The 18,093-nt window shown below is 51.5% G+C and carries 16 protein-coding genes; 7 read left to right on the top strand and 9 right to left on the bottom strand.

The annotated features are described in order from the left end of the window. Nucleotides 1–5 precede the first annotated feature (5 nt). From CLC93_RS09405 to galU, 3 genes are all read left to right on the top strand, one after another. A complete protein-coding gene (locus CLC93_RS09405) occupies nt 6–1,265 on the top strand; it encodes a BamA/TamA family outer membrane protein (protein WP_095505706.1) in 1,260 nt (419 codons plus the stop codon). 280 nt (nt 1,266–1,545) lie between these two features. Beyond that, nucleotides 1,546–2,943: an undecaprenyl-phosphate glucose phosphotransferase gene (locus tag CLC93_RS09400; protein ID WP_095505705.1), complete on the top strand. Its 1,398-nt coding sequence runs from the start codon at nt 1,546–1,548 to the stop codon at nt 2,941–2,943. A gap of 44 nt (nt 2,944–2,987) precedes the next feature. Then, complete coding sequence (gene galU / locus CLC93_RS09395) at nt 2,988–3,917, top strand: UTP--glucose-1-phosphate uridylyltransferase GalU (RefSeq protein ID WP_095505704.1); 930 nt, start codon at nt 2,988–2,990, stop codon at nt 3,915–3,917. Nucleotides 3,918–3,941: 24 nt separating this feature from the next. Here galU and CLC93_RS09390 read toward each other — a convergent pair whose 3' ends face one another. Further along, nucleotides 3,942–4,643, bottom strand: a complete 702-nt coding sequence (locus tag CLC93_RS09390; protein ID WP_095505703.1) for a hypothetical protein — start codon at nt 4,641–4,643, stop codon at nt 3,942–3,944. A gap of 309 nt (nt 4,644–4,952) precedes the next feature. Here CLC93_RS09390 and CLC93_RS09385 point away from each other — a divergent pair, with 309 nt between their 5' ends. Further along, nucleotides 4,953–6,359 carry a sensor histidine kinase gene (locus CLC93_RS09385; protein ID WP_095505702.1) on the top strand — a complete coding sequence of 469 codons (1,407 nt, stop codon included), beginning with the start codon at nt 4,953–4,955 and terminating at the stop codon, nt 6,357–6,359. Between the two features lie 13 nt (nt 6,360–6,372). Then, nucleotides 6,373–7,734 (top strand): sigma-54-dependent transcriptional regulator, encoded by a 1,362-nt coding sequence (locus CLC93_RS09380; protein ID WP_095505701.1) that lies wholly within the window; start codon nt 6,373–6,375, stop codon nt 7,732–7,734. On the opposite strand, the gene CLC93_RS09375 is transcribed toward CLC93_RS09380, so the two are convergent. After that, nucleotides 7,716–9,083, bottom strand: a complete 1,368-nt coding sequence (locus CLC93_RS09375; RefSeq protein WP_095505700.1) for an MATE family efflux transporter — start codon at nt 9,081–9,083, stop codon at nt 7,716–7,718. The two genes, CLC93_RS09380 and CLC93_RS09375, sit on opposite strands and share 19 nt — an antisense overlap. Nucleotides 9,084–9,253: 170 nt before the next feature. Between CLC93_RS09375 and CLC93_RS09370 the strand changes: the two genes are divergently transcribed. Then, nucleotides 9,254–9,532, top strand: a complete 279-nt coding sequence (locus CLC93_RS09370; RefSeq protein ID WP_095505751.1) for a peptidylprolyl isomerase — start codon at nt 9,254–9,256, stop codon at nt 9,530–9,532. 68 nt (nt 9,533–9,600) lie between these two features. Here CLC93_RS09370 and CLC93_RS09365 read toward each other — a convergent pair whose 3' ends face one another. The 7 genes from CLC93_RS09365 to CLC93_RS09335 form a co-directional block, all read right to left on the bottom strand. Next, nucleotides 9,601–9,726, bottom strand: coding sequence for a TIGR02808 family protein (locus CLC93_RS09365; RefSeq protein WP_095505699.1), 126 nt, complete (start codon nt 9,724–9,726; stop codon nt 9,601–9,603). Between the two features lie 15 nt (nt 9,727–9,741). Then, entirely contained in the window at nt 9,742–10,317 is a 576-nt protein-coding gene (locus CLC93_RS09360; RefSeq protein WP_095505698.1) for a NapC/NirT family cytochrome c, read from the bottom strand. A 19-nt stretch (nt 10,318–10,336) separates the two neighbouring features. Then, complete coding sequence (locus tag CLC93_RS09355) at nt 10,337–10,789, bottom strand: nitrate reductase cytochrome c-type subunit (protein WP_095505697.1); 453 nt, start codon at nt 10,787–10,789, stop codon at nt 10,337–10,339. Nucleotides 10,790–10,854: 65 nt separating this feature from the next. Beyond that, on the bottom strand, nt 10,855–13,344 hold the full coding sequence (napA, locus tag CLC93_RS09350) for a periplasmic nitrate reductase subunit alpha (protein WP_095505696.1): 2,490 nt from the start codon (nt 13,342–13,344) through the stop codon (nt 10,855–10,857). A 457-nt stretch (nt 13,345–13,801) separates the two neighbouring features. Further along, nucleotides 13,802–15,103: an anaerobic C4-dicarboxylate transporter gene (locus tag CLC93_RS09345; RefSeq protein ID WP_095505695.1), complete on the bottom strand. Its 1,302-nt coding sequence runs from the start codon at nt 15,101–15,103 to the stop codon at nt 13,802–13,804. 123 nt (nt 15,104–15,226) lie between these two features. Beyond that, the gene (locus tag CLC93_RS09340) at nt 15,227–16,156 is read right to left on the bottom strand and encodes a cation diffusion facilitator family transporter (protein WP_095505694.1); all 930 of its coding nucleotides are present in this window, start codon (nt 16,154–16,156) and stop codon (nt 15,227–15,229) included. Nucleotides 16,157–16,272: 116 nt separating this feature from the next. Beyond that, the gene (locus tag CLC93_RS09335) at nt 16,273–17,136 is read right to left on the bottom strand and encodes a LysR family transcriptional regulator (protein ID WP_095505693.1); all 864 of its coding nucleotides are present in this window, start codon (nt 17,134–17,136) and stop codon (nt 16,273–16,275) included. A 230-nt stretch (nt 17,137–17,366) separates the two neighbouring features. Between CLC93_RS09335 and CLC93_RS09330 the strand changes: the two genes are divergently transcribed. Then, nucleotides 17,367–18,086, top strand: a complete 720-nt coding sequence (locus CLC93_RS09330) for a hypothetical protein (protein WP_095505692.1) — start codon at nt 17,367–17,369, stop codon at nt 18,084–18,086. Nucleotides 18,087–18,093: the final 7 nt, after the last annotated feature.

Raw genomic sequence — 18,093 nt, 5'->3', positions numbered from 1 at the left:
TCGTATTGCGTTTTCTTGTTGTACTCATCGGCTTGTTGGGCAGCCTTGCCCACGCTCGCGAAGATTTGCCCGCTGATATAGACCTCTCTGGTGCCAGCGCTAGTGATAAAGCGACAGCCAAGGCTTTGCCCTTTGCCTTTGCCTCCGATACCTTAGGTGTCGCCTTTGGCGTGGCCGGTGTGGTCAATCACGCAGGTCAACCCCAAGCGAGTTTGGTCGGCATAGGTTTTACCACCAACAACAACTCGAACCTAGGTTACCTTGGGGCTCACAACTATACCTTGGCCGACAGTCAGTGGTTGCTCAGTGCCGAGAGCTATCGCGGTCGCTACACTCAGGCCAATTACTATCTGCCCGGCAACCCGAATTTTCCCAATGAGCGCCCAGGTGCTAACGAATCGAGCCACGACAATCGCGTTACCACATTGGGAATCGAAGGCTTTCACCGAGTTTATTTGGACTATGTACTGCCCTTTGGTGATGGTGCCCAAGGCGCTGCAGCCAGTTTGTTGTCGCAGCCCAATGCCGCCAAAGGCTGGAATCCACTGAACAACGGTGTGACTCGAATAAAGAGTCGTTGGTTTAATGAGTGGCAAGATCTGGTCGGTTTGGGGTCAGACGGACCGCGCCAGTCGAGTAAGGGAGTGAAGCTCACTCTGCAATGGGACAATCGCGACTCGACTCAACACAGCACCCGTGGTGGGCGTACTCAACTCAGTGTGACCAAAGATTGGGGAAGCGCGGATCGCCCCAGTTGGAGTACCTGGGAGTTTGAGCAAAGCCTCTTTGTCCCCTTGCTTAAAATGCTCGGCACTCGCTCGCAGGTGTTGGCACTCAATTACTACTTGGCGGATACCCCGAGTTGGAACCAAATGGACAGTCGCACCGGGATGATGCGCCGGCCGCCGCCTTTTATCGGTATAAACTTGGGTGGCATGGATCGCATGCGCGGTTTTGACAGTGTCAGGTTTCACGGGCGATCAGCGACGGCTTATACAGCAGAGCTTCGAGTTACGCCCGAGTGGCAGCCCCTGGCAAATCTGCGCCTGTTGAGGCCCTATGACATTCCCTGGTGGCAGTTTGTTGGCTTTGTTGAAACTGGTCGCGTGGCAGATAGCTTTAACCTAACCGAACTGCACAAAAACATGCGAGTCAGCTATGGTTTTGGCGCGCGAGCAGCAATCGAGGGATTGGTAGTGCGTGCCGATTTGGCGTTTAGCCAAGAGGGTAGCCAAGCTTGGTTCATGATAAACCAGAGCTTTTAGCAATCTTCAACTATAGTGGATCAATGTATGCGGCAGCCTTGGGCTGCCGCTTTTAGTTTATTTGTCTAACAAACTGATGAAAAAAGAAATTTTATTCTGCAAAATTCCCTCTTTGATTGCTTGAAGCATCAATAATCTCGACTAAGCTTTGCTAAAGCAGCAGCGGAATGGACTAGGGTTTAACTTCAAGAAGACCCCTTATTTCAGGAGGAAACACTGCAAGGGAACCTCAATAGAGGTCGTGGACACACTCGGAGAGCAAACAAAAAGGGCAGTATCGATGGAGAGAGGCCTAATTCGAGATCATGAATTGGAATTCGCGCTATTTTTCCGGTTGGCGGATCTATTCATAATCTGTGCGAGCTTGTACGCTTGCCTCAGCCTATATCAAGTCAAACTCAGCGACTTTTACGGTTTTTGCTGCGCGATTATCTGCTTAAGCTACCTGGTTTGTGCAGAAAGCGGCGACTTATATCGCTCTTGGCGCATGAACAACTTCCGCCGCCAGGTGGGGGTGGTCTTCGTAAGCTGGGTCGTCGCTATTTTGGTGCTGCTGGTCTGCGCTTACTTCTCCAAAACCTCAGAAATCTACTCTCGCCTAGTCATGGGTACCTGGTTCTTAAGCGCTCCAGCCTTGATTTTGGCCTGGCGTTTCGTGGTGCAAAGCGCCAAAGGGCAGTTGCGTAGCCACGGCTTTAACAGCCGCCGTGCAGCCATTATCGGCCTCACTGAAAACGGTGTGCGCTTGGGGCACGAGCTCGAAAAGCAACGGGACTTGGGCATAGTCTTGGATGGTTATTACGACGATCGTTGCGACAATCGGTTACAGAACGCCGAGGGGTTGCACTGTCACGGTACCGTCAAAGAGGCGATTAAGCGGGCTAAGAACGCCGACATCGACCAAATCTATATCGCCATGCCGCTGTCGGCAAAGGATCGCATTGCTCAGTACTTAAAAGAGTTCAGCGATACCACGGCTAATACATATATCGTGCCGGACTTCTTTACCTACAACTTGATGCACAGCCGCTGGAACAACGTCGGCGATGTGCAAACCTTTAGCGTCTACGACACCCCATTTTACGGTCTGACGTCTTGGGTCAAGCGCGCAGAAGACATCATTTTTAGCTCGTTGGCTTTATTGGTGCTATCTCCGGTAATGCTAACGGTCGCTGCTGGGGTAAAACTATCCTCCCGCGGACCTGTGTTGTTTAAACAGGACAGATATGGCCTAGACGGACGAAAAATCAAAGTCTGGAAGTTCCGCTCAATGCGCACCATGGAGAATGGTGACAAGGTCACTCAAGCGACGCGTGACGACCCACGGGTCACTCGCTTTGGCGCCTTTATTCGCCGTACATCGCTGGATGAATTACCGCAGTTTTTCAATGTGCTTCAAGGCGACATGTCGATCGTGGGCCCGCGCCCCCATGCGGTGGCCCACAACGAACAGTACCGCAGTATTGTCGACCGCTATATGTTGCGCCACAAAGTGAAACCGGGCATTACCGGACTGGCACAAATCAATGGTTTCCGTGGTGAAACCGACACGCTGGACAAAATGGAGCGCCGCGTGGAATACGACCTGAAATACATCAATGACTGGTCGATTTGGATGGACGTAAAAATTATAGGATTGACCGCGATTAGAGGCTTTACCGGACACTCCGCTTATTAACGGTGGCCCGTTTGGGCCGTCGGTGCGCTACAAAAGGAACTCCTATGAACCACGCTGTTAAGAAGGTGGTGATCCCAGTTGCTGGACTGGGCACCCGCATGCTTCCCGCTACCAAGGCTATCCCCAAAGAAATGCTGCCTTTGGTGGACAAACCCCTAATCCAATACATAGTCAACGAGTGCGTCAGCGCTGGGCTGACCGAAATTGTGTTGGTGACCCACGCTTCTAAAAACGCCATCGAAAATCACTTTGATACCAGCTTTGAACTTGAAGTGACGCTGGAGAAACGGGTTAAACGACAGTTGCTGGCCGAAGTGCAAAACATCTGTCCGCCAGGGGTGACAGTCATTAGTGTGCGCCAAGGGGAAGCCAAAGGGCTAGGCCACGCCATTCATTGCGCTCGTCCTATCATAGGTGATGAGCCTTTTGCTGTGGTACTGCCAGACGTGATTATCGACCAGTATTCCTGCCGCCTCTCCGACGACAATCTAGCGGCCATGGTGCAACGCTTTAACACCAGTGGTGTCAGCCAAATTATGGTTGAACCGGTTGCCGAAGAAGACGTTAGCATATACGGCATCGCCGATTGCAATGGCACTCAGTTGCACCCCAGTTCCATCGCTCCGATTTACGCCATTGTTGAAAAGCCAGAACGCGACGTGGCGCCTTCTAACCTTGCGATTGTGGGTCGTTATGTATTTACCTCCGAGATATGGCCCTTGTTGGCGAAAACGCCTGTTGGAGTTGGAGGTGAAATTCAGCTGACTGATGCGGTGGGTATGTTGCTAGAGCAACACTCGGTTGAGGCCTATCACATTGAAGGTTGCTCCCACGATTGTGGGGATAAGTTGGGTTATATGAAAGCCAACATGGCCTATGCCTTGCGCCACCCTAAAATGGGAGCGGCCATGAAGGACTATTGTCTAGAGCAAACTCAAGCCCAGCAAAAGCCCGCTCATTTGAAGCGGGCCTAATTGGGGCAGTTAGCGCAGCGCGGTCTAACGTTTTTTATCCAGCTCGGCTTGAATCGCGTCCAAATCATCTTGGCTGAATGCTCCTGAGCGAATCAGGTGCACAATTCCTTGAGTAGGATTATGGTCTCCCATATCCAATACCATCTCTTGGTGCTGTTCTGAGTCGCCGTGTTTACGGATGATTTGGATGCGCTTATGTGGCGAGCCCTCCACTTCGTGGATCACGTGAAACTCTTCATCGGCCATTACCCACATGTCTTCATGCATGCGCTGTAGCTCTTCCATTTCTTCATCACTGATTGCAGCTTCTGCGGCGGCTTGGGCTTTGAGTTGAATGACTTGGATCTCTTCCTCGCTAATTGCCGCATCGGCCGCAGCTTGAGCTTTAAGCTCAATCGCTTTGGTCTTAGCGCGAATGGCTTTTTGTTTCACCGCGATGACATTGGCGTCTAAAGCTTGGACTCGAGCCAAGGCGCGCTTTACCGTGGCTTGAGTTTTTTCGTCTAGGTTGGCCAATTTCTCCTGTAGTTCTTTAGAGTCCAGTGCTTGGCCTTCCTTAAGCTCAAAGACTTCGGTACCACCATCGGTATTAATGGTCACAACCGTAACACCGTCTTGTTTATCCGCATCGATTTCGATGCGCTTGAATTCTTCATCGGCAAAGCTGACGGCGCTTAGGCACAGAGCGCCGATAAATCCGATAGCTAGAGTGAGTTTTGCAGTCATTGCACGAGCATCCTTTTGGGGTTGAAGTTGATAGTCACTCTGTTTCTAATCAAGAACAGTGCCAATAAACTAAGCTTGTTTTATTTCAATAGCTTAAGCAAATATTTTTGAAACCTTGAAAGCAGCTGCAAGGCAACATATCCCGATATGGGCAATGAAAATTCCCCATATCAGGACAGATTTTCTTGGAGCAAATATCAATGAGTTGTAACTCTCTGTTTTAGCTAAAAAAGTCTGACAGACGCATTGGCTCGATCCTTGAACTACAACTTGGTATAAAAAACACAGCAAAGCTACTCTAAGGACGTTATGAGTCTCACCAAATACTTGTTCAGTTGGATGACTGGATTGATTGTGTTGATGGCGGTTGTGCAGGCGGGTTGGATTGTTTACGCCGGCCAAAAAATTGAAACCGAGATTGCTCAGCAGTCGCAAGCCTTGTCGTTTCAGATTGTGAATCGCACTTTACAGTCGATCCCTGAACTGCCGGAAGTTCCAGCACTGGACAGCCAGCGAGTGCGCGAGCTGCTTCGGCAAAATCAATGGCGCTATGCCGATGACGACAATATTCGAATTCTGGCCAACGAGAGTGGTCAGCTGCAGGTGGTCAAATTCGACGAGCAACAAAAGCCCATCTCCCTGATTGTTCTGCCGCTTGACGATTTGGTGCCCTCCGGTCGGGAGAACTTTCGCCGCGAACTCGAGAGTATGCTGTTGCAGGTTCAGCAGGAGTTCGGAGGGGTCAACACCCCCGACTTGGCACCCACGGTTACTCGCCTGACGCCACAAGCCGGTCACTATCGAGTCTTGCTCAACAACGCATTAGCTGTGATTGCCGTTACCAGCGTGTTCGCTTTGTTATTGGCCTTTTGGTTGTCGCGTCATATCAGTGCTCCGTTAAGCCAGCTTTCCAGCGGTCTGTCGCGTTTGGCCAAAGGCGAGTTAGGGGTACAACTCCCCCCCTCAGGCAAAGGAGAAAGCGCTCAGGCGCTTAGCGATTTTAACCAGTCCAGCGAACAGTTAAGGCAGTTGAGCGAGCGTCAGCAACAACTCAAAGACAAACAGCACTTGGCGGAAATTGGCGAGGTCAGTCGCGGCTTGGCCCACGCTTTGCGCAATCCGCTGCACACACTAGGCCTGTACTGCGAGCAGGTAACCCCAAACGAGTTACAACAATCGATGCGCCAAAAGCTCGCGCATCTCAACCAAACCATTAGTGCCTTACTCAGATTGGCCACCGGACCATTGGACAGAAGCCAACCCTTAAGCCTGAAAGCACTGGTGGACGATGTGGCGATGGAGCTTAGCGCCAGTCGCAGCAGTGATGGTGTGGTTCATATCGACAACCAACTCCCTAGAGAATTACAAATTCTGGGGAATTACGACGAGTGGCGAGTGGTTTTGCACACTCTAATGGTTAATGGTGTTGAGGCCAGTCAAGCGGGACAAACGGTCACTGTGAGCGCAGAGACACAAGCGAGTCGGTTGCAAATTAGTGTTAAGGACAGTGGCGCTGGTATCGACCCTCAAGTGTTACCTAGGCTGTTTGAGGCCCACGTTAGCGGCAAACCACAGGGGGCGGGCATGGGGCTTTACATAGCGAAGCGCTTGTTAAGCCTATACTATCGAGCCAATCTGAGTGTTTTCCCTCAGGAGCAGGGTACCTTAGCTTGTATTGAATTGGTTCTTGATGAGAAAAGCGCTGAAGAGCATTAGCCGGGAGTAAGGGATGACAAAACCAATTTGCAACCTATTGTTGGTTGAAGACGAAGCCGAACAGCGCGGCTTAATCAGCCAGATGCTCGAACAGGCCGGTTACCAAGTCACTGCCTGCGATTCGGTGGAGGCTGCGATTGTTGAGCTTAAGCGCGGCCGTTTCGATTTAGTGTTTTCCGACTGGAAGCTGGGTCAATTGACCGGCATGGAGTTGTTGGATTACGTGCGTCGACAGCATCCCCATCTCGGATTTGTGGTGGCCACAGCTTACGGTTCGATTGAGCACGCGGTCGAGGCGATACAATCCGGTGCCGATGATTATCTGGCCAAGCCCTTTGGTCGCCAAGAGCTGTTGTTAGCGTTAGACAAAGCCGCCAAAGCGGCCGCTTTACGTCTGCAAAACAACCACCTAAGTCAGGCGCTATCCAAGCAGACCGCCATGGTGGGGATCGTTGGCGATGCCCCTTGCATGCAGCAAATGTTTGAGCGAATTCGTCGTGTTTCTCCGACTAAAGCCACCGTGTTGATTCACGGTGAATCCGGTACCGGTAAAGAGCTGGCCGCACGGGCTTTGCATCAGTTGTCCGAGCGCGCTGAGGCCCCCTTTGTGGCGATCAACTGTGGTGCCATCCCGGAGTCGCTAGCTGAGGCTGAGCTTTTTGGCGCGGAGAAAGGCGCCTATACCGGCGCCACTCAAACCAAAATTGGCAGTGTCGAAGCCGCCGATGGCGGTACTTTGTTTTTGGACGAGGTGGCTGAACTCAGCCCTTTGATGCAAACCAAGCTGCTGAGATTTTTACAAGAAGGAGTGATTACTCGTTTAGGCAGTCACGCCGAGCGTCAGTTGGATGTTCGAGTGATTGCCGCATCCCATAAGCAGTTGTCGGACTTGGTAGCCAAGGGGGAGTTTCGCGAGGACCTGTTTTATCGACTCAACGTGGTACCACTGAGCATACCGGCACTGCGTCAGCGTCAAAGCGACATTCCCCAATTGGTGCAGCACTTTGTCGAGCGCGCGGCGCATCAATATCAGTGCCAGCCACCTCAACTCAGCGAGGAAACCCAGCGATTGTTGTTGGATTATCACTGGCCAGGCAATGTACGTGAGTTGGGTAACCTAATCGAACGCATGGTATTACTCGGCGACGAGCAAGAACTGCAATTGTCGCTAAAGCCGGTAGTCGATGGACAGTCATCCTCCTCAGAGGTGGAGCTTCCCGAGCAAGGGTTGGACTGGCAGGCGTTTGAGCGCCAGGCATTAAGCCATGCTTTGCAAGCCAACCATGGCAACCGCCGCAAAGCGGCGGCCTGGCTCAAACTGTCTTACAAAGCGTTTTTGTATCGCCTAGAAAAGTATCAGATCACGGCTGACTGAGGAGAAAGCTGAGCTTGCTGCTGAGCGCGCTTTAGGTCGCGCCAAAACAGCGGAGCAATCACAGCCACCAAAATCACGTTCGATGCTGGCATGGCGGCCCAAATACCAATTTCGCCAAAGTATTTAGGCAACCAGTACAAGAAGGGCAACTGCACTAGCATGTTGCTAACGGACACGGCCAACGCGCGCCCACCTTGGTTGACCGACATGTAGTAGACGGCGAACAAGGCCAGCAAACCGTCCAAAAACATCCCGCTTAGGTGTACTGCGAGTCCCAAACTAGCACTGCGAATAACGTCAGTATCCGAGTTAAATAAGCCAATGCCGAAGGCGGGATCTATGTTGAGCAGTGCGTACCAAACCAGTCCACTGAACAACACTACTTTACCGGCGAGGAAAACTAATTTGCGGATTGGATTGGCTTTTTGGGCGCCGTGGAAGAAGCTCACCAGCGGCTGAACCCCTTCGCCCACGCCTTGGGAGAACAAATAGTAAAGGGTCATCATGTAGCCCACCACAGCATAAGCGCTGACCGCGGCGATGCCCGAGTACTCCATAAATAGCCCGTTGTGCAGAGCAACCACAAAGCCACCGTACAGGTGCATCACCAGTAGCGAACTGCCTAGTACTAGGCTTCTGAGCATTAGATTTGGCTTGATCGCAAAGTTGTCGCGAGTCAGGCGAATACTGGCGTGTTTAGAAAGGTAATAGTAAACACCGCTAAGCAGTACCAACAGGTTGGCAATGACGGTCGCAATCGCCGCTCCCTCTAAGCCCCAGCCTAACCAAACAACGAATAGCGCGTTCAGGCCAATGTTTAGCAAGGCGCCCGTGACCATGATGACAGTCGCTAGGGTTGGGCTGTCATCGTTGCGGATCAACATCGGGATCGCCGTGGCAGCAATCGGCGCGATAGAAAATAGCGCGAACACAGCCAAATAATCGATGGCCATCGCCATGGTGTCGCCGTTGCCGCCTTGAAGCCCAATCACTGGCTCGGCGCCAAAGTACAAGGCCGCTGTAGCGATAGCGCCACAACCAAAGATCAAAGCGAAAGCACTGACTACTCCGTGGGCCGCTTTTAGCGCTTGGTTTTCGCCGCGAAAAATTGAAACCACAGCACCGGCACCCATGCCCACCATCAAGCCGATGCCAAACAGCAGGCTAAGCACAGGGTAAGCCATGTTCACCGCAGCTAAGCCTTGGTGACCCACGTATTGACCGATGAATATACCGTCGGTTATGACATAGATGCCGCTGACCAACATGGCGACAATCGCCGGCATGGCGTTCTTCCAAAATTGGCGGGTCAGGGACTGATTGGCATCGATGGAAATGGTTGCGGACATACTTCAACGGCTCTGAGTGAATGAATGTGGTAATTATCCACAAATAGCTAATACTTCAAAGTTACTATCCATCAGATAAGCTGATAGTTGATGAGCCTGTGAAACAGATATCCGCAGCGGCGAAGAATTTGACTATAATGCGCCAAAACCAACCCAACAGAAGTAAGCCCATGGCTCGTACCGCACACGCTTTGCATATTTTGGTCAAGCACAGATCTCAGGCTGAAGATTTAATGGCTCAGCTCAACAAAGGGGCTAAGTTTCAAAATCTGGCCAAAAAATTCTCCACCTGTCCGTCGGGTAAGAAAGGCGGCGATCTGGGTGAGTTCAAGAAGGGGCAGATGGTGCCTCAATTCGATAAAGTGGCGTTTAGCGGCGAACTCATCACCCCTCATCTGGTGAAAACCCGCTTTGGCTGGCACATAGTAAAAGTGCTGTATCGCACCTAATTGACTGAGATTCGAACTCACACAAAAAAACGGCGAGACCTGAGTCTCGCCGCTCTTCTAGTGGGAAGTTAGTTTTCCCAGCGATTCAATATCCAAAGAGACACAACGGCAACACCGATAAAGCCAACAATGAATATGGTAGGCATGGCGGCGTAACCAAGGACATGCCAGATGACGGATTCTAGAGTGCTCATAGGGCTCCTTTTTGGTTATTGCCAGCCTTCGACATCTTTCATGTCAGGCAGTTTGTGGGCGATACCTTTGTGACAATCCACACAGGTCGCATCGCCATCGGCTAACGCGGTGGAGTGCATTTTGACACTGCGTGGGCCTTGCTCAGAAAAGTCCATAAAGTCGAACTCGTGACAGTTACGACACTCACGAGAGTCGTTCTCTTTCAGTCGTTGCCATTCCCTTTCCGCCAAATGTTTGCGGCGTGCGTAGAACTTTTCCTTGGTACTAATGGTGCCCATCGCAAAGGCCACTAGCTCTTTACTGGCCTGTACTTTTCGAACAATTTTACCAGTCCAATCGTGAGGCACGTGACAATCGGAACAAATGGCGCGAACACCGGAGCGGTTAGACCAATGAATGGTCTCCTGAATCTCCTCTACAATTGGCTGGTGGCAGCCGCTGCAGAAAGCTTCAGTATTGGTAGCTTCCATGCCAGTGTTAAAGGCACCCCAAAACAGGATGCCGCCGACAAAGCCCATGCCTAACACGGCGCCAACGGCGACCTTGCTAGGCGTTTTGAGTCTTTGCCAGAAGTTTTTTATGAATTTCATAGTTAACCTCAATTAACGGCTACTGGCGGAGCGATTCCACTCGCTCAAAGGTGTTGTTAACAATGGGTTCTGCGTCCACTTGCGGCACATGACATTGCAAACAGAAGTAGCGACGTGGACTGACGTCCGCGAGCACCTCGCCATCACGCGCTTGGTAATGGGTCACGCTGATTTTGGTGGCACCGCTATCGCGAGCGTTTTTCCAGCTGTGACAGGCCAAGCATTTGTTGGCGTTCAGGCTCATTTCATAGTGACGAATTTTGTGTGGGATCAGCGGCGGCTGAAACACATAGTCACTGGCGTAAGGCTTGTCCTGGTCAACAGGCCCTTTAAGCGCGTCCGCTGCGTCTTGAGAACTTAACTCGGTGTCACCTCGAAGCGACTTCACGCCGCCGGTATTTGCTTGAGACACTTGAACTGCGCCAAGGGTCAAACTAACCAGTGCCACTAGGGTTAAAACGGATGGTTTCATTGATTTTCTCCTTCCACCGTTAGGGCGTTTAGTATTGCCGCCAAGTGCCCTTGGCGGCAGGGCAGTTAGGCTTTGCTGATCTTCACCGCACACTTCTTAAAGTCCGTCTCTTTGGAGAGCGGATCAGTGGCATCTAGGGTCAGCTTGTTGGTTAACTGCTTGGCGTCAAACCAAGGCATGAATACCAGCCCTTTTGGTGGTCGGTTGCGCCCACGGGTCTCGATGCGGCTTTTGAGCTCGCCGCGTCGGCTGCTCACAAGCACCTCGTCACCGCGTTTTAAGCCGCGATCTTGCGCGTCTTGCGGATGAATGTAGATAACCGCATCCGGGAAAGCGCGATATAGCTCTGGAACGCGGCGGGTCATGGTGCCTGAGTGCCAATGCTCCAGTACGCGACCGGTAGACAGCCATAAATCGTACTCGGCATCTGGCACCTCAGGTGGCGCTTCGTACGGAGTGGCAATAATCCAGGCTTTGCCATCTGGCTTGCCATAGAACTCAAATCCTTTGCCTTTTTTGACGTATGGATCTGAGCCTTCTCTAAAGCGCCATAGAGTCTCTTTGCCATCCACTACCGGCCAGCGCAAACCGCGCTCGCTGTGGTAGCGCTCAAATGGGGCCAAGTCGTGGCCGTGGCCGCGTCCAAATTCGGCGTACTCTTCAAACAAGCCTTTTTGAATGTAGAAACCAAAGTGCTTGGCTTCGTCGTTAAGCTCAGTGTTCACCTCTTCAATCGGATACTTGTCGATTTGCCCGTTGCGATACAGGACTTCGTACAAAGACTTACCGCGATACTCTGGCATTTTCATCACCAGCTCTTCGGGCCATACGTCTTCGATTTGGAAGCGCTTAGAAAACTCCAGTAGCTGCCACAAATCCGATTTGGCATCGCCCGGCGCTGACACTTGTTGATGCCACAACTGGGTGCGACGCTCGGCATTACCATAGGCACCCGCTTTCTCTACCCACATAGCGGTGGGCAAAATCAAGTCGGCCGCTTGAGCGGTCACGGTTGGGTAGGGGTCTGACACCACAATAAAGTTGTCGGGGTTGCGATACCCTGGCAGGCCTTCTTCGTTGAGGTTTGGCGCCGCCTGCATGTTGTTGTTACACATGACCCAGTAGCAGTTGAGCTTACCGTCTTTGAGCATGCGGTTTTGCAGTACGGCGTGGTAGCCAGGCTTAGGCGGAATGGTGGCGTGGGGCAGTTTCCAAATCTTCTCAGCCGTTGCGCGGTGTTTCGGGTTAGTCACTACCATGTCTGCAGGCAAGCGGTGGGAGAAAGTGCCCACTTCGCGAGCGGTACCACAAGCTGACGGTTGTCCGGTTAGAGAGAACGGACTGTTGCCCGGCTGCGAAATCTTCCCGGTCAGCAGGTGAATGTTGTACACAGAGTTGTTGGCCCAAACACCACGAGTGTGTTGGTTAAAGCCCATAGTCCAGAACGAAGTGACCTTGGTTTTCGGGTCGGCATAGGTTTCTGCCAGTGCTATCAGGTTCTTTTCGGGCACGCCTGAGAGCTTGGCCACACTCTCTAGGTTGTAGTCTTTTAAGAACTCGCGATACTCGTCAAAAGTCATGTCGCTCACCGCGCCAGAATCCGGGTTTTTCGCCTTCTTCTGCAGCGGATGCTCAGGACGCAAACCGTATCCAATGTCGGTTGTGCCGCGTTTGAAATGGGTGTGCTTGTTGACGAAGTCCCAGTTCACCTTGTCGTTTTCGATGATGTAGTGGGCGATGTAGTTGAGGATCGCCAAGTCGCTTTGCGGTGTGAATACCATGCCGTTATCGGCCAGCTCAAAGCTGCGATGCTCAAAGGTGGATAGCACGTGAACTTTTACGTGCGGCGCGGATAATCGACGGTCGGTGATGCGCGTCCAAAGAATTGGGTGCATCTCAGCCATGTTTGAGCCCCACAATACAAAAGCGTCTGCTGCTTCCATATCGTCGTAGCAACCCATGGGCTCATCGATACCAAAGGCGCGCATAAAACCACCCACAGCCGATGCCATACAGTGGCGAGCATTCGGGTCGATATTGTTGGTTCTAAAACCGGCTTTGTGTAGTTTAGAAGCGGCGTAGCCCTCGTACACGGTCCATTGACCTGAGCCAAACATACCTACAGAGGTTGGCCCCTTCGCCTTGAGGCTGGCTTTCCACTTTTCAGCCATAATATCGAAGGCTTGGTCCCAACTAATTGGGGTGAACTCGCCATTCTTGTCGAATTTGCCGTCTTTCATGCGCAGCAAAGGTCGAGTCAGTCGATCTTCGCCGTACATCACCTTGGATAGGAAGTAGCCCTTGATACAGTTAAGGCCACGGTTAACTGGTGACTCTGGGTCACCTTGAGTGGCAACCACCTGGCCATTCTTAGTACCTACTAGCACCGAACACCCGGTACCACAAAAGCGACAAGGGGCTTTGTCCCAAGTCACTCGAGTGTCTTCCGAGGAGGTGATCAGGTTGGTTGCGGATGAAGGTAATGAGATCCCTGCAAGAGACGCCGCCGCACTCACTGCATTGGCTTTCATGAACTGTCGTCGGTCCATTTTCATATTGTTTCCTCATGATGAGAAATTACTGCCTCGACACACTCGCGTGTACGGGCAAAGTCAGTTGATCCAAAAGGGCGTCCAAACCGTTTACTTCTGGTTAACCTAAGTTTAGTCTTGGCTAATTAAAAATCTTTGTAAAGCCGTGATGTTTCTCACGTTTCGTTTTACACCTGTCGAAAAATGGGGGGTATACCTCCAAAGTGGCGTTCTTATCAGCTCTTGATCGAGATCAACAAATTGGAAAAGTTTTTTTAACTTTTCATGGGGGTATGAGTCTTGAAGGACGAGGGGGAAAAGCTGTTGGTCAAACATTGACCAGAGGCGAGTAGGACGCCAAGCTCAGGCACAAAAAAACGCGCCCTTTTGCTGCTGCAAAAAGTGGGCGCGTTTTTTGTAGAACCTGGGGTTTAACCCGTATGGCGGTTAAACCAGTATGCAGGCTAGCTCAACATTGCCATTAAACAACCAGAGGTCCAATCGCGAAACCAAAGGCGACCGCCAACACTATGGTAAGTAGTCCTGGAATCACAAACGGATGATTGAATACCCAGCGACCAATGCGGGTGCTGCCGGTATCGTCCATCTCGACTGCGGCGATTAGGGTTGGGTAAGTCGGCAACACAAACAAGGCTGACACCGCCGCAAAGGCGGCAATCGCGGCGACTGGGTCAACGCCCATGGCTAAGGCTGCCGGCATCAAGGCTTTGGTGGTGGCTGCTTGTGAGTAAAGCAACATCGAGGCAAAGAACATCACTACCGCCAGCATCCATGGATAATCGCTCAACACATCGCCTGACAGAGCCTGAATGTCACTCAGGTGGTTGGACACAAAGGTATCGCCAAGCCAAGCCACACCCAATACACACACGCAGGCGCTCATGCCAGACTTAAAGGTGGCGGCATTGGTGATTTGGGCGACATCAAAACGGCAGACCAAGCTAATTAGGGTCGCAATCGACAGCATAAAGCACATGATGGCTTGGTCTCGGCTCAGGATTGGGTCGCTGATTAGACCGACTTTGTCTGAGATGGCGGTGGCATAAGCGACCACTAACAAAATACCCATCAAGAAAATGGCCACACTGCGCTTGGCGCCGGGTTTCACTTGCTGAGATTCGCGACTTGCCGAACTGACCAAGCCAGCGGCTAAACGCTCTTGGTAGATTGGGTCTTTGCTCAATTCTAAGCCCAAGAAGTTAGTCACTAGCGCGGCGATTAATACCGCAAACAGCGATGCTGGAATGCTGATCATGAGTAGCTCAATGTAGCTCACACCCAGCGGCTCAAGGATGCCACTAAAGAACACGACGGCAGCCGATATTGGCGATGCGGTAATCGCTACTTGCGAGGCGACCACGGAAATACTCAATGGGCGCGATGGGCGAATGCCTTGTTCCTTGGCCACTTCGGCAATCACTGGCAGAGTAGAAAAAGCCGTGTGTCCGGTGCCGGCCATTAGGGTCATGCTATAGGTCACTAGTGGCCCGAGTACGGTGATGTATTTGGGGTGCTTGCGCAGTAAACGCTGAGCTAAGTAGACCAGATAGTCCATGCCGCCGGCCATTTGCATTGCAGCGATAGCGGCAATCACCGACATGATGATCAGAATGACATCGATTGGAATGTGGCCTGGGGTCATGCCCAGTCCTAAAGTGAGTACCAACACACCGGCACCACCGGCAAGTCCAATACCTATGCTGCCTAGGCGCGAGCCCAAGTAGATAAAGAAGAGTAGTACGGCGAGTTCGACAACAATCACACCAAAACTCCAGCGCTAATTTTTGAAAGGCGCCACTTTAGCAATCTTGAATTTGAATTTATGTGTGACAAACCGCAAAAAAAGGGGCGCGATGGCCCCTTAATTCCAATCCTTGCCTAATTTTTAAGTGATACCGGTGTGCTCGGCCCACTGCTTGTCTTGAGTGAAAATCACATCCACCGTGGTGGCTGGGTATTCGCCGGTCAGTTTGTCGTGAATTTTTTGGCGTAGGGCGTCTTGCTCAGCCAGCCCCATATTTGCCTGGTTAGGCTCAAACACCAAATACACTCCCACCAAGCGCTGTCGACCCGGTTGGATCATGCGAACAAATCGGCTTTGCAGCGGTACCTCATTCAGCACTGTATCTATGCTTGCAGTGACCGCCTCCATCGTCGCTTGATTCGGCGCGCGATTTAACAGGCTCATTAGCGCATTCCATGCCATGCGCACAGGTACTGATATAGACAGTAGCACCACGATTAGTACAACTAGGGGGTCAACATAAGGTGTAAGGTGCTCGAGCTCTAAGGCCTTGAGTAGAAAAATGCCGCCAAAGGCCAACAATACACAGGAGGAAATGGCTGCATTTACTAACCAGTTTTCTGCATCGGCAATTAACAAGGGGCTGTCGGTGGCCTTGGCGCCGCGGTGAACAAACCAGGCCATCCCCCAGCAGACTGCCGAGGCAAACACGCCATAACTGACTGCCATGCCGGCATCGATGTTACGCCCGCCGGCAATTAACGCCTCTACGGAGCCAATAAGCGCCATCACAGAAACGCCCAGCACTAACATGCCTTTGACGCCGTTAACGAGCGGCTCAAAGAAGTTATAGCCCAGGGGCCACTCGGCGCTATCCCCTAGGCTTAACAGCCAGGCAATCCGCACGGCAAACAAACCGGTGACTGCGTAAGTCAGGTTAAAAAGGCCGTCGAGTAGAATAGCTTCTGACTCGCTGACCATAAATACACTGATGCCGACTATACCGATAAGCACGTTGCCGGCGGCGGCCATGTACAGGTAGCGGATTTCCTTTGGCATTGCGGATGACATGCAGACTCCTGTTGTGTGGGGCAGATAAGCGTCTGAAACATAAAGGTGTAACTAGTGTTTACCCTAGCAGTTTAGATTCGTCTGTCTAGCAAAGATGGCTCGAATCCAATCGGCACCTAAGAGATTTTAGATAGCGCTTGCAGCAATTGCTCTGCCGCGGGGTTTAACGGCATATTGGAGCGCCAAAAGCCGATAATTGATACGAACTCTCGCTTGTCTATTGCGCTGGGCTGCAGCTCTTTTAATTCGCCGCTGTCCAAATAAGGCCGCGCCATTTGATATGGGATACCGCCCCAGCCGATTCCCATGAGTATGAGTTCCAAAGCGGTCTGGGGATCGTTCACATAACTGAAACGATGCGCGGTACGTTGCCAGTCGTCGCTTTGGTAGTAATACATAATTTGAGTGTTGGCTCGCATCCAGGCGGCCACATTCTGGTCAGCTTCGTCTAACTTATCCGCACGACCAACCAGGCAGGTTTCGAGCGAATAAAGCTCTGCGCGACTCAGTTGTTGAGAGAACATGCGGTAGTCATAGGCGTACCCTAGGTCCGCCTGCCCCTTGTTGACCCAGTTGAGGACCTGCTCGGCATCGCCAGTCAATACGTGTAACTGCATTGAGGGAAAGCGCTCAGTCAGCCGCTGCATTTCTCGCAATAAATAGGTGTCTTTGAGAATGGGTACTACAGCTAGAGTAAAGTCGCTGGGAGCGCCTTCAATCACTCCGGCAACTTGGGTTTCAAACATCTGTGACTCGGTAATCACCGAGCGAGCACTTTGATAGAGCGCGCGGCCTTGTTCGGTGAGTTCCAGTGAGCGACTGCCACGCTCAAACAATTCGCAATTGAGTTCATCCTCGAGATTTCCGACTAATGCGCTTACCGAAGTTCTGTGCTTGCCCATGGCTTGTGCCGCTTTTTGAAAGCTTCCGAGTTCTTTAGTTAGCGCAAATGCGTTTAGCTGCTCCAAGGTATAGGCCATAGCGGTTTCCAATTTAAGAATTTGACTTAGCGAGGTTAAAACCCTCTCTGAGAGATTATAAGAGTTATCTTAATTAGTCCATAATTTGCTCCAACGAACGATTCGAACGCAGTCAAACGTGCGCTAGCCAATTGATTGTCACGACAATGGAAGGTTGTCAGTGTTGCTATCTAACTGATTGACACTGCAGTGAATTCTCATTTTTTCGAACTAATATGTTGAGGCATATCATGAAACTTAACACTGTTTCTACCAAACTAATCGCGCTAGGTCTTTTCGCCACTGCTGCTACTGCTGTTAACGCTGCTGAGCAGAAAGAAGAGCAAGTAAACTACGGTAGCCCGACTGCTATTTACACCTCTGGTGGTGTTAGCTTGGCTGATGGCCACGTTCAAGGTAACTTCAATATCGGTGCTGGCCAGCACATGTTCTTCGCTGACGTAGGTCACAAGAAGACTGCTAACCCAGCCACTGGCAAAAGCGAGCACAACATTGATTACCGTGCCCGCTACTTCTTCCTGACCGAAAGCGGTAAAGCGGGTCTGTCTATTGAATCTTTAGGTGACAACTTCTCTAACACCACTATGGCTGGTGGTTTGTTGGCGTTTAACTTGACCGATGCTATCAGCATCTACCCAATGGCTTACGTTGGTAAGCAAACCAACAAGTACGCGGTTACTCTAGAAGACGGTACTTCGTTCAAAGATTCTAACGTAGCTAACGTTGGTCTGTACGCTATGTACGCCTTCGAAGCTGGCCACTGGTTGTACGCCAACCCACGTGCCATGTACGTTCAAGAAGCGAAAGAGACTGTGCCTCAGCTAGAAGCCGGTCTGGGTTACATGGTTCGCGACAACATGTCTGTTGGTCTGCGTGTAACCACTGTTGGCGCGACTAAAATCAGCCAAAAAGATACTGCTGTAGCTGCTCAGTTCTCTGTGTATTTCTAAGCTAAGT

Origin of the sequence: Paraferrimonas sedimenticola, from assembly GCF_002282855.1 — a bacterium.
In the GTDB taxonomy this organism is placed as follows: domain Bacteria; phylum Pseudomonadota; class Gammaproteobacteria; order Enterobacterales; family Shewanellaceae; genus Paraferrimonas; species Paraferrimonas sedimenticola.
The sequence above is the reverse complement of the archived record's forward strand: the minus strand, read 5'-3'. Positions and strand labels throughout refer to the sequence as shown.

Coding starts and splice junctions, on each gene's coding strand:
- CLC93_RS09400 (WP_095505705.1), top strand. CDS start 1,546: ATGGAGAGAGGCCTAATTCGAGATCATGAATTGGAATTCGCGCTATTT.
- galU (WP_095505704.1), top strand. CDS start 2,988: ATGAACCACGCTGTTAAGAAGGTGGTGATCCCAGTTGCTGGACTGGGC.
- CLC93_RS09390 (WP_095505703.1), bottom strand. CDS start 4,643: ATGACTGCAAAACTCACTCTAGCTATCGGATTTATCGGCGCTCTGTGC.
- CLC93_RS09385 (WP_095505702.1), top strand. CDS start 4,953: ATGAGTCTCACCAAATACTTGTTCAGTTGGATGACTGGATTGATTGTG.
- CLC93_RS09380 (WP_095505701.1), top strand. CDS start 6,373: ATGACAAAACCAATTTGCAACCTATTGTTGGTTGAAGACGAAGCCGAA.
- CLC93_RS09375 (WP_095505700.1), bottom strand. CDS start 9,083: ATGTCCGCAACCATTTCCATCGATGCCAATCAGTCCCTGACCCGCCAA.
- CLC93_RS09370 (WP_095505751.1), top strand. CDS start 9,254: ATGGCTCGTACCGCACACGCTTTGCATATTTTGGTCAAGCACAGATCT.
- CLC93_RS09365 (WP_095505699.1), bottom strand. CDS start 9,726: ATGAGCACTCTAGAATCCGTCATCTGGCATGTCCTTGGTTACGCCGCC.
- CLC93_RS09360 (WP_095505698.1), bottom strand. CDS start 10,317: ATGAAATTCATAAAAAACTTCTGGCAAAGACTCAAAACGCCTAGCAAG.
- CLC93_RS09355 (WP_095505697.1), bottom strand. CDS start 10,789: ATGAAACCATCCGTTTTAACCCTAGTGGCACTGGTTAGTTTGACCCTT.
- napA (WP_095505696.1), bottom strand. CDS start 13,344: ATGAAAATGGACCGACGACAGTTCATGAAAGCCAATGCAGTGAGTGCG.
- CLC93_RS09340 (WP_095505694.1), bottom strand. CDS start 16,156: ATGTCATCCGCAATGCCAAAGGAAATCCGCTACCTGTACATGGCCGCC.
- CLC93_RS09335 (WP_095505693.1), bottom strand. CDS start 17,136: ATGGCCTATACCTTGGAGCAGCTAAACGCATTTGCGCTAACTAAAGAA.
- CLC93_RS09330 (WP_095505692.1), top strand. CDS start 17,367: ATGAAACTTAACACTGTTTCTACCAAACTAATCGCGCTAGGTCTTTTC.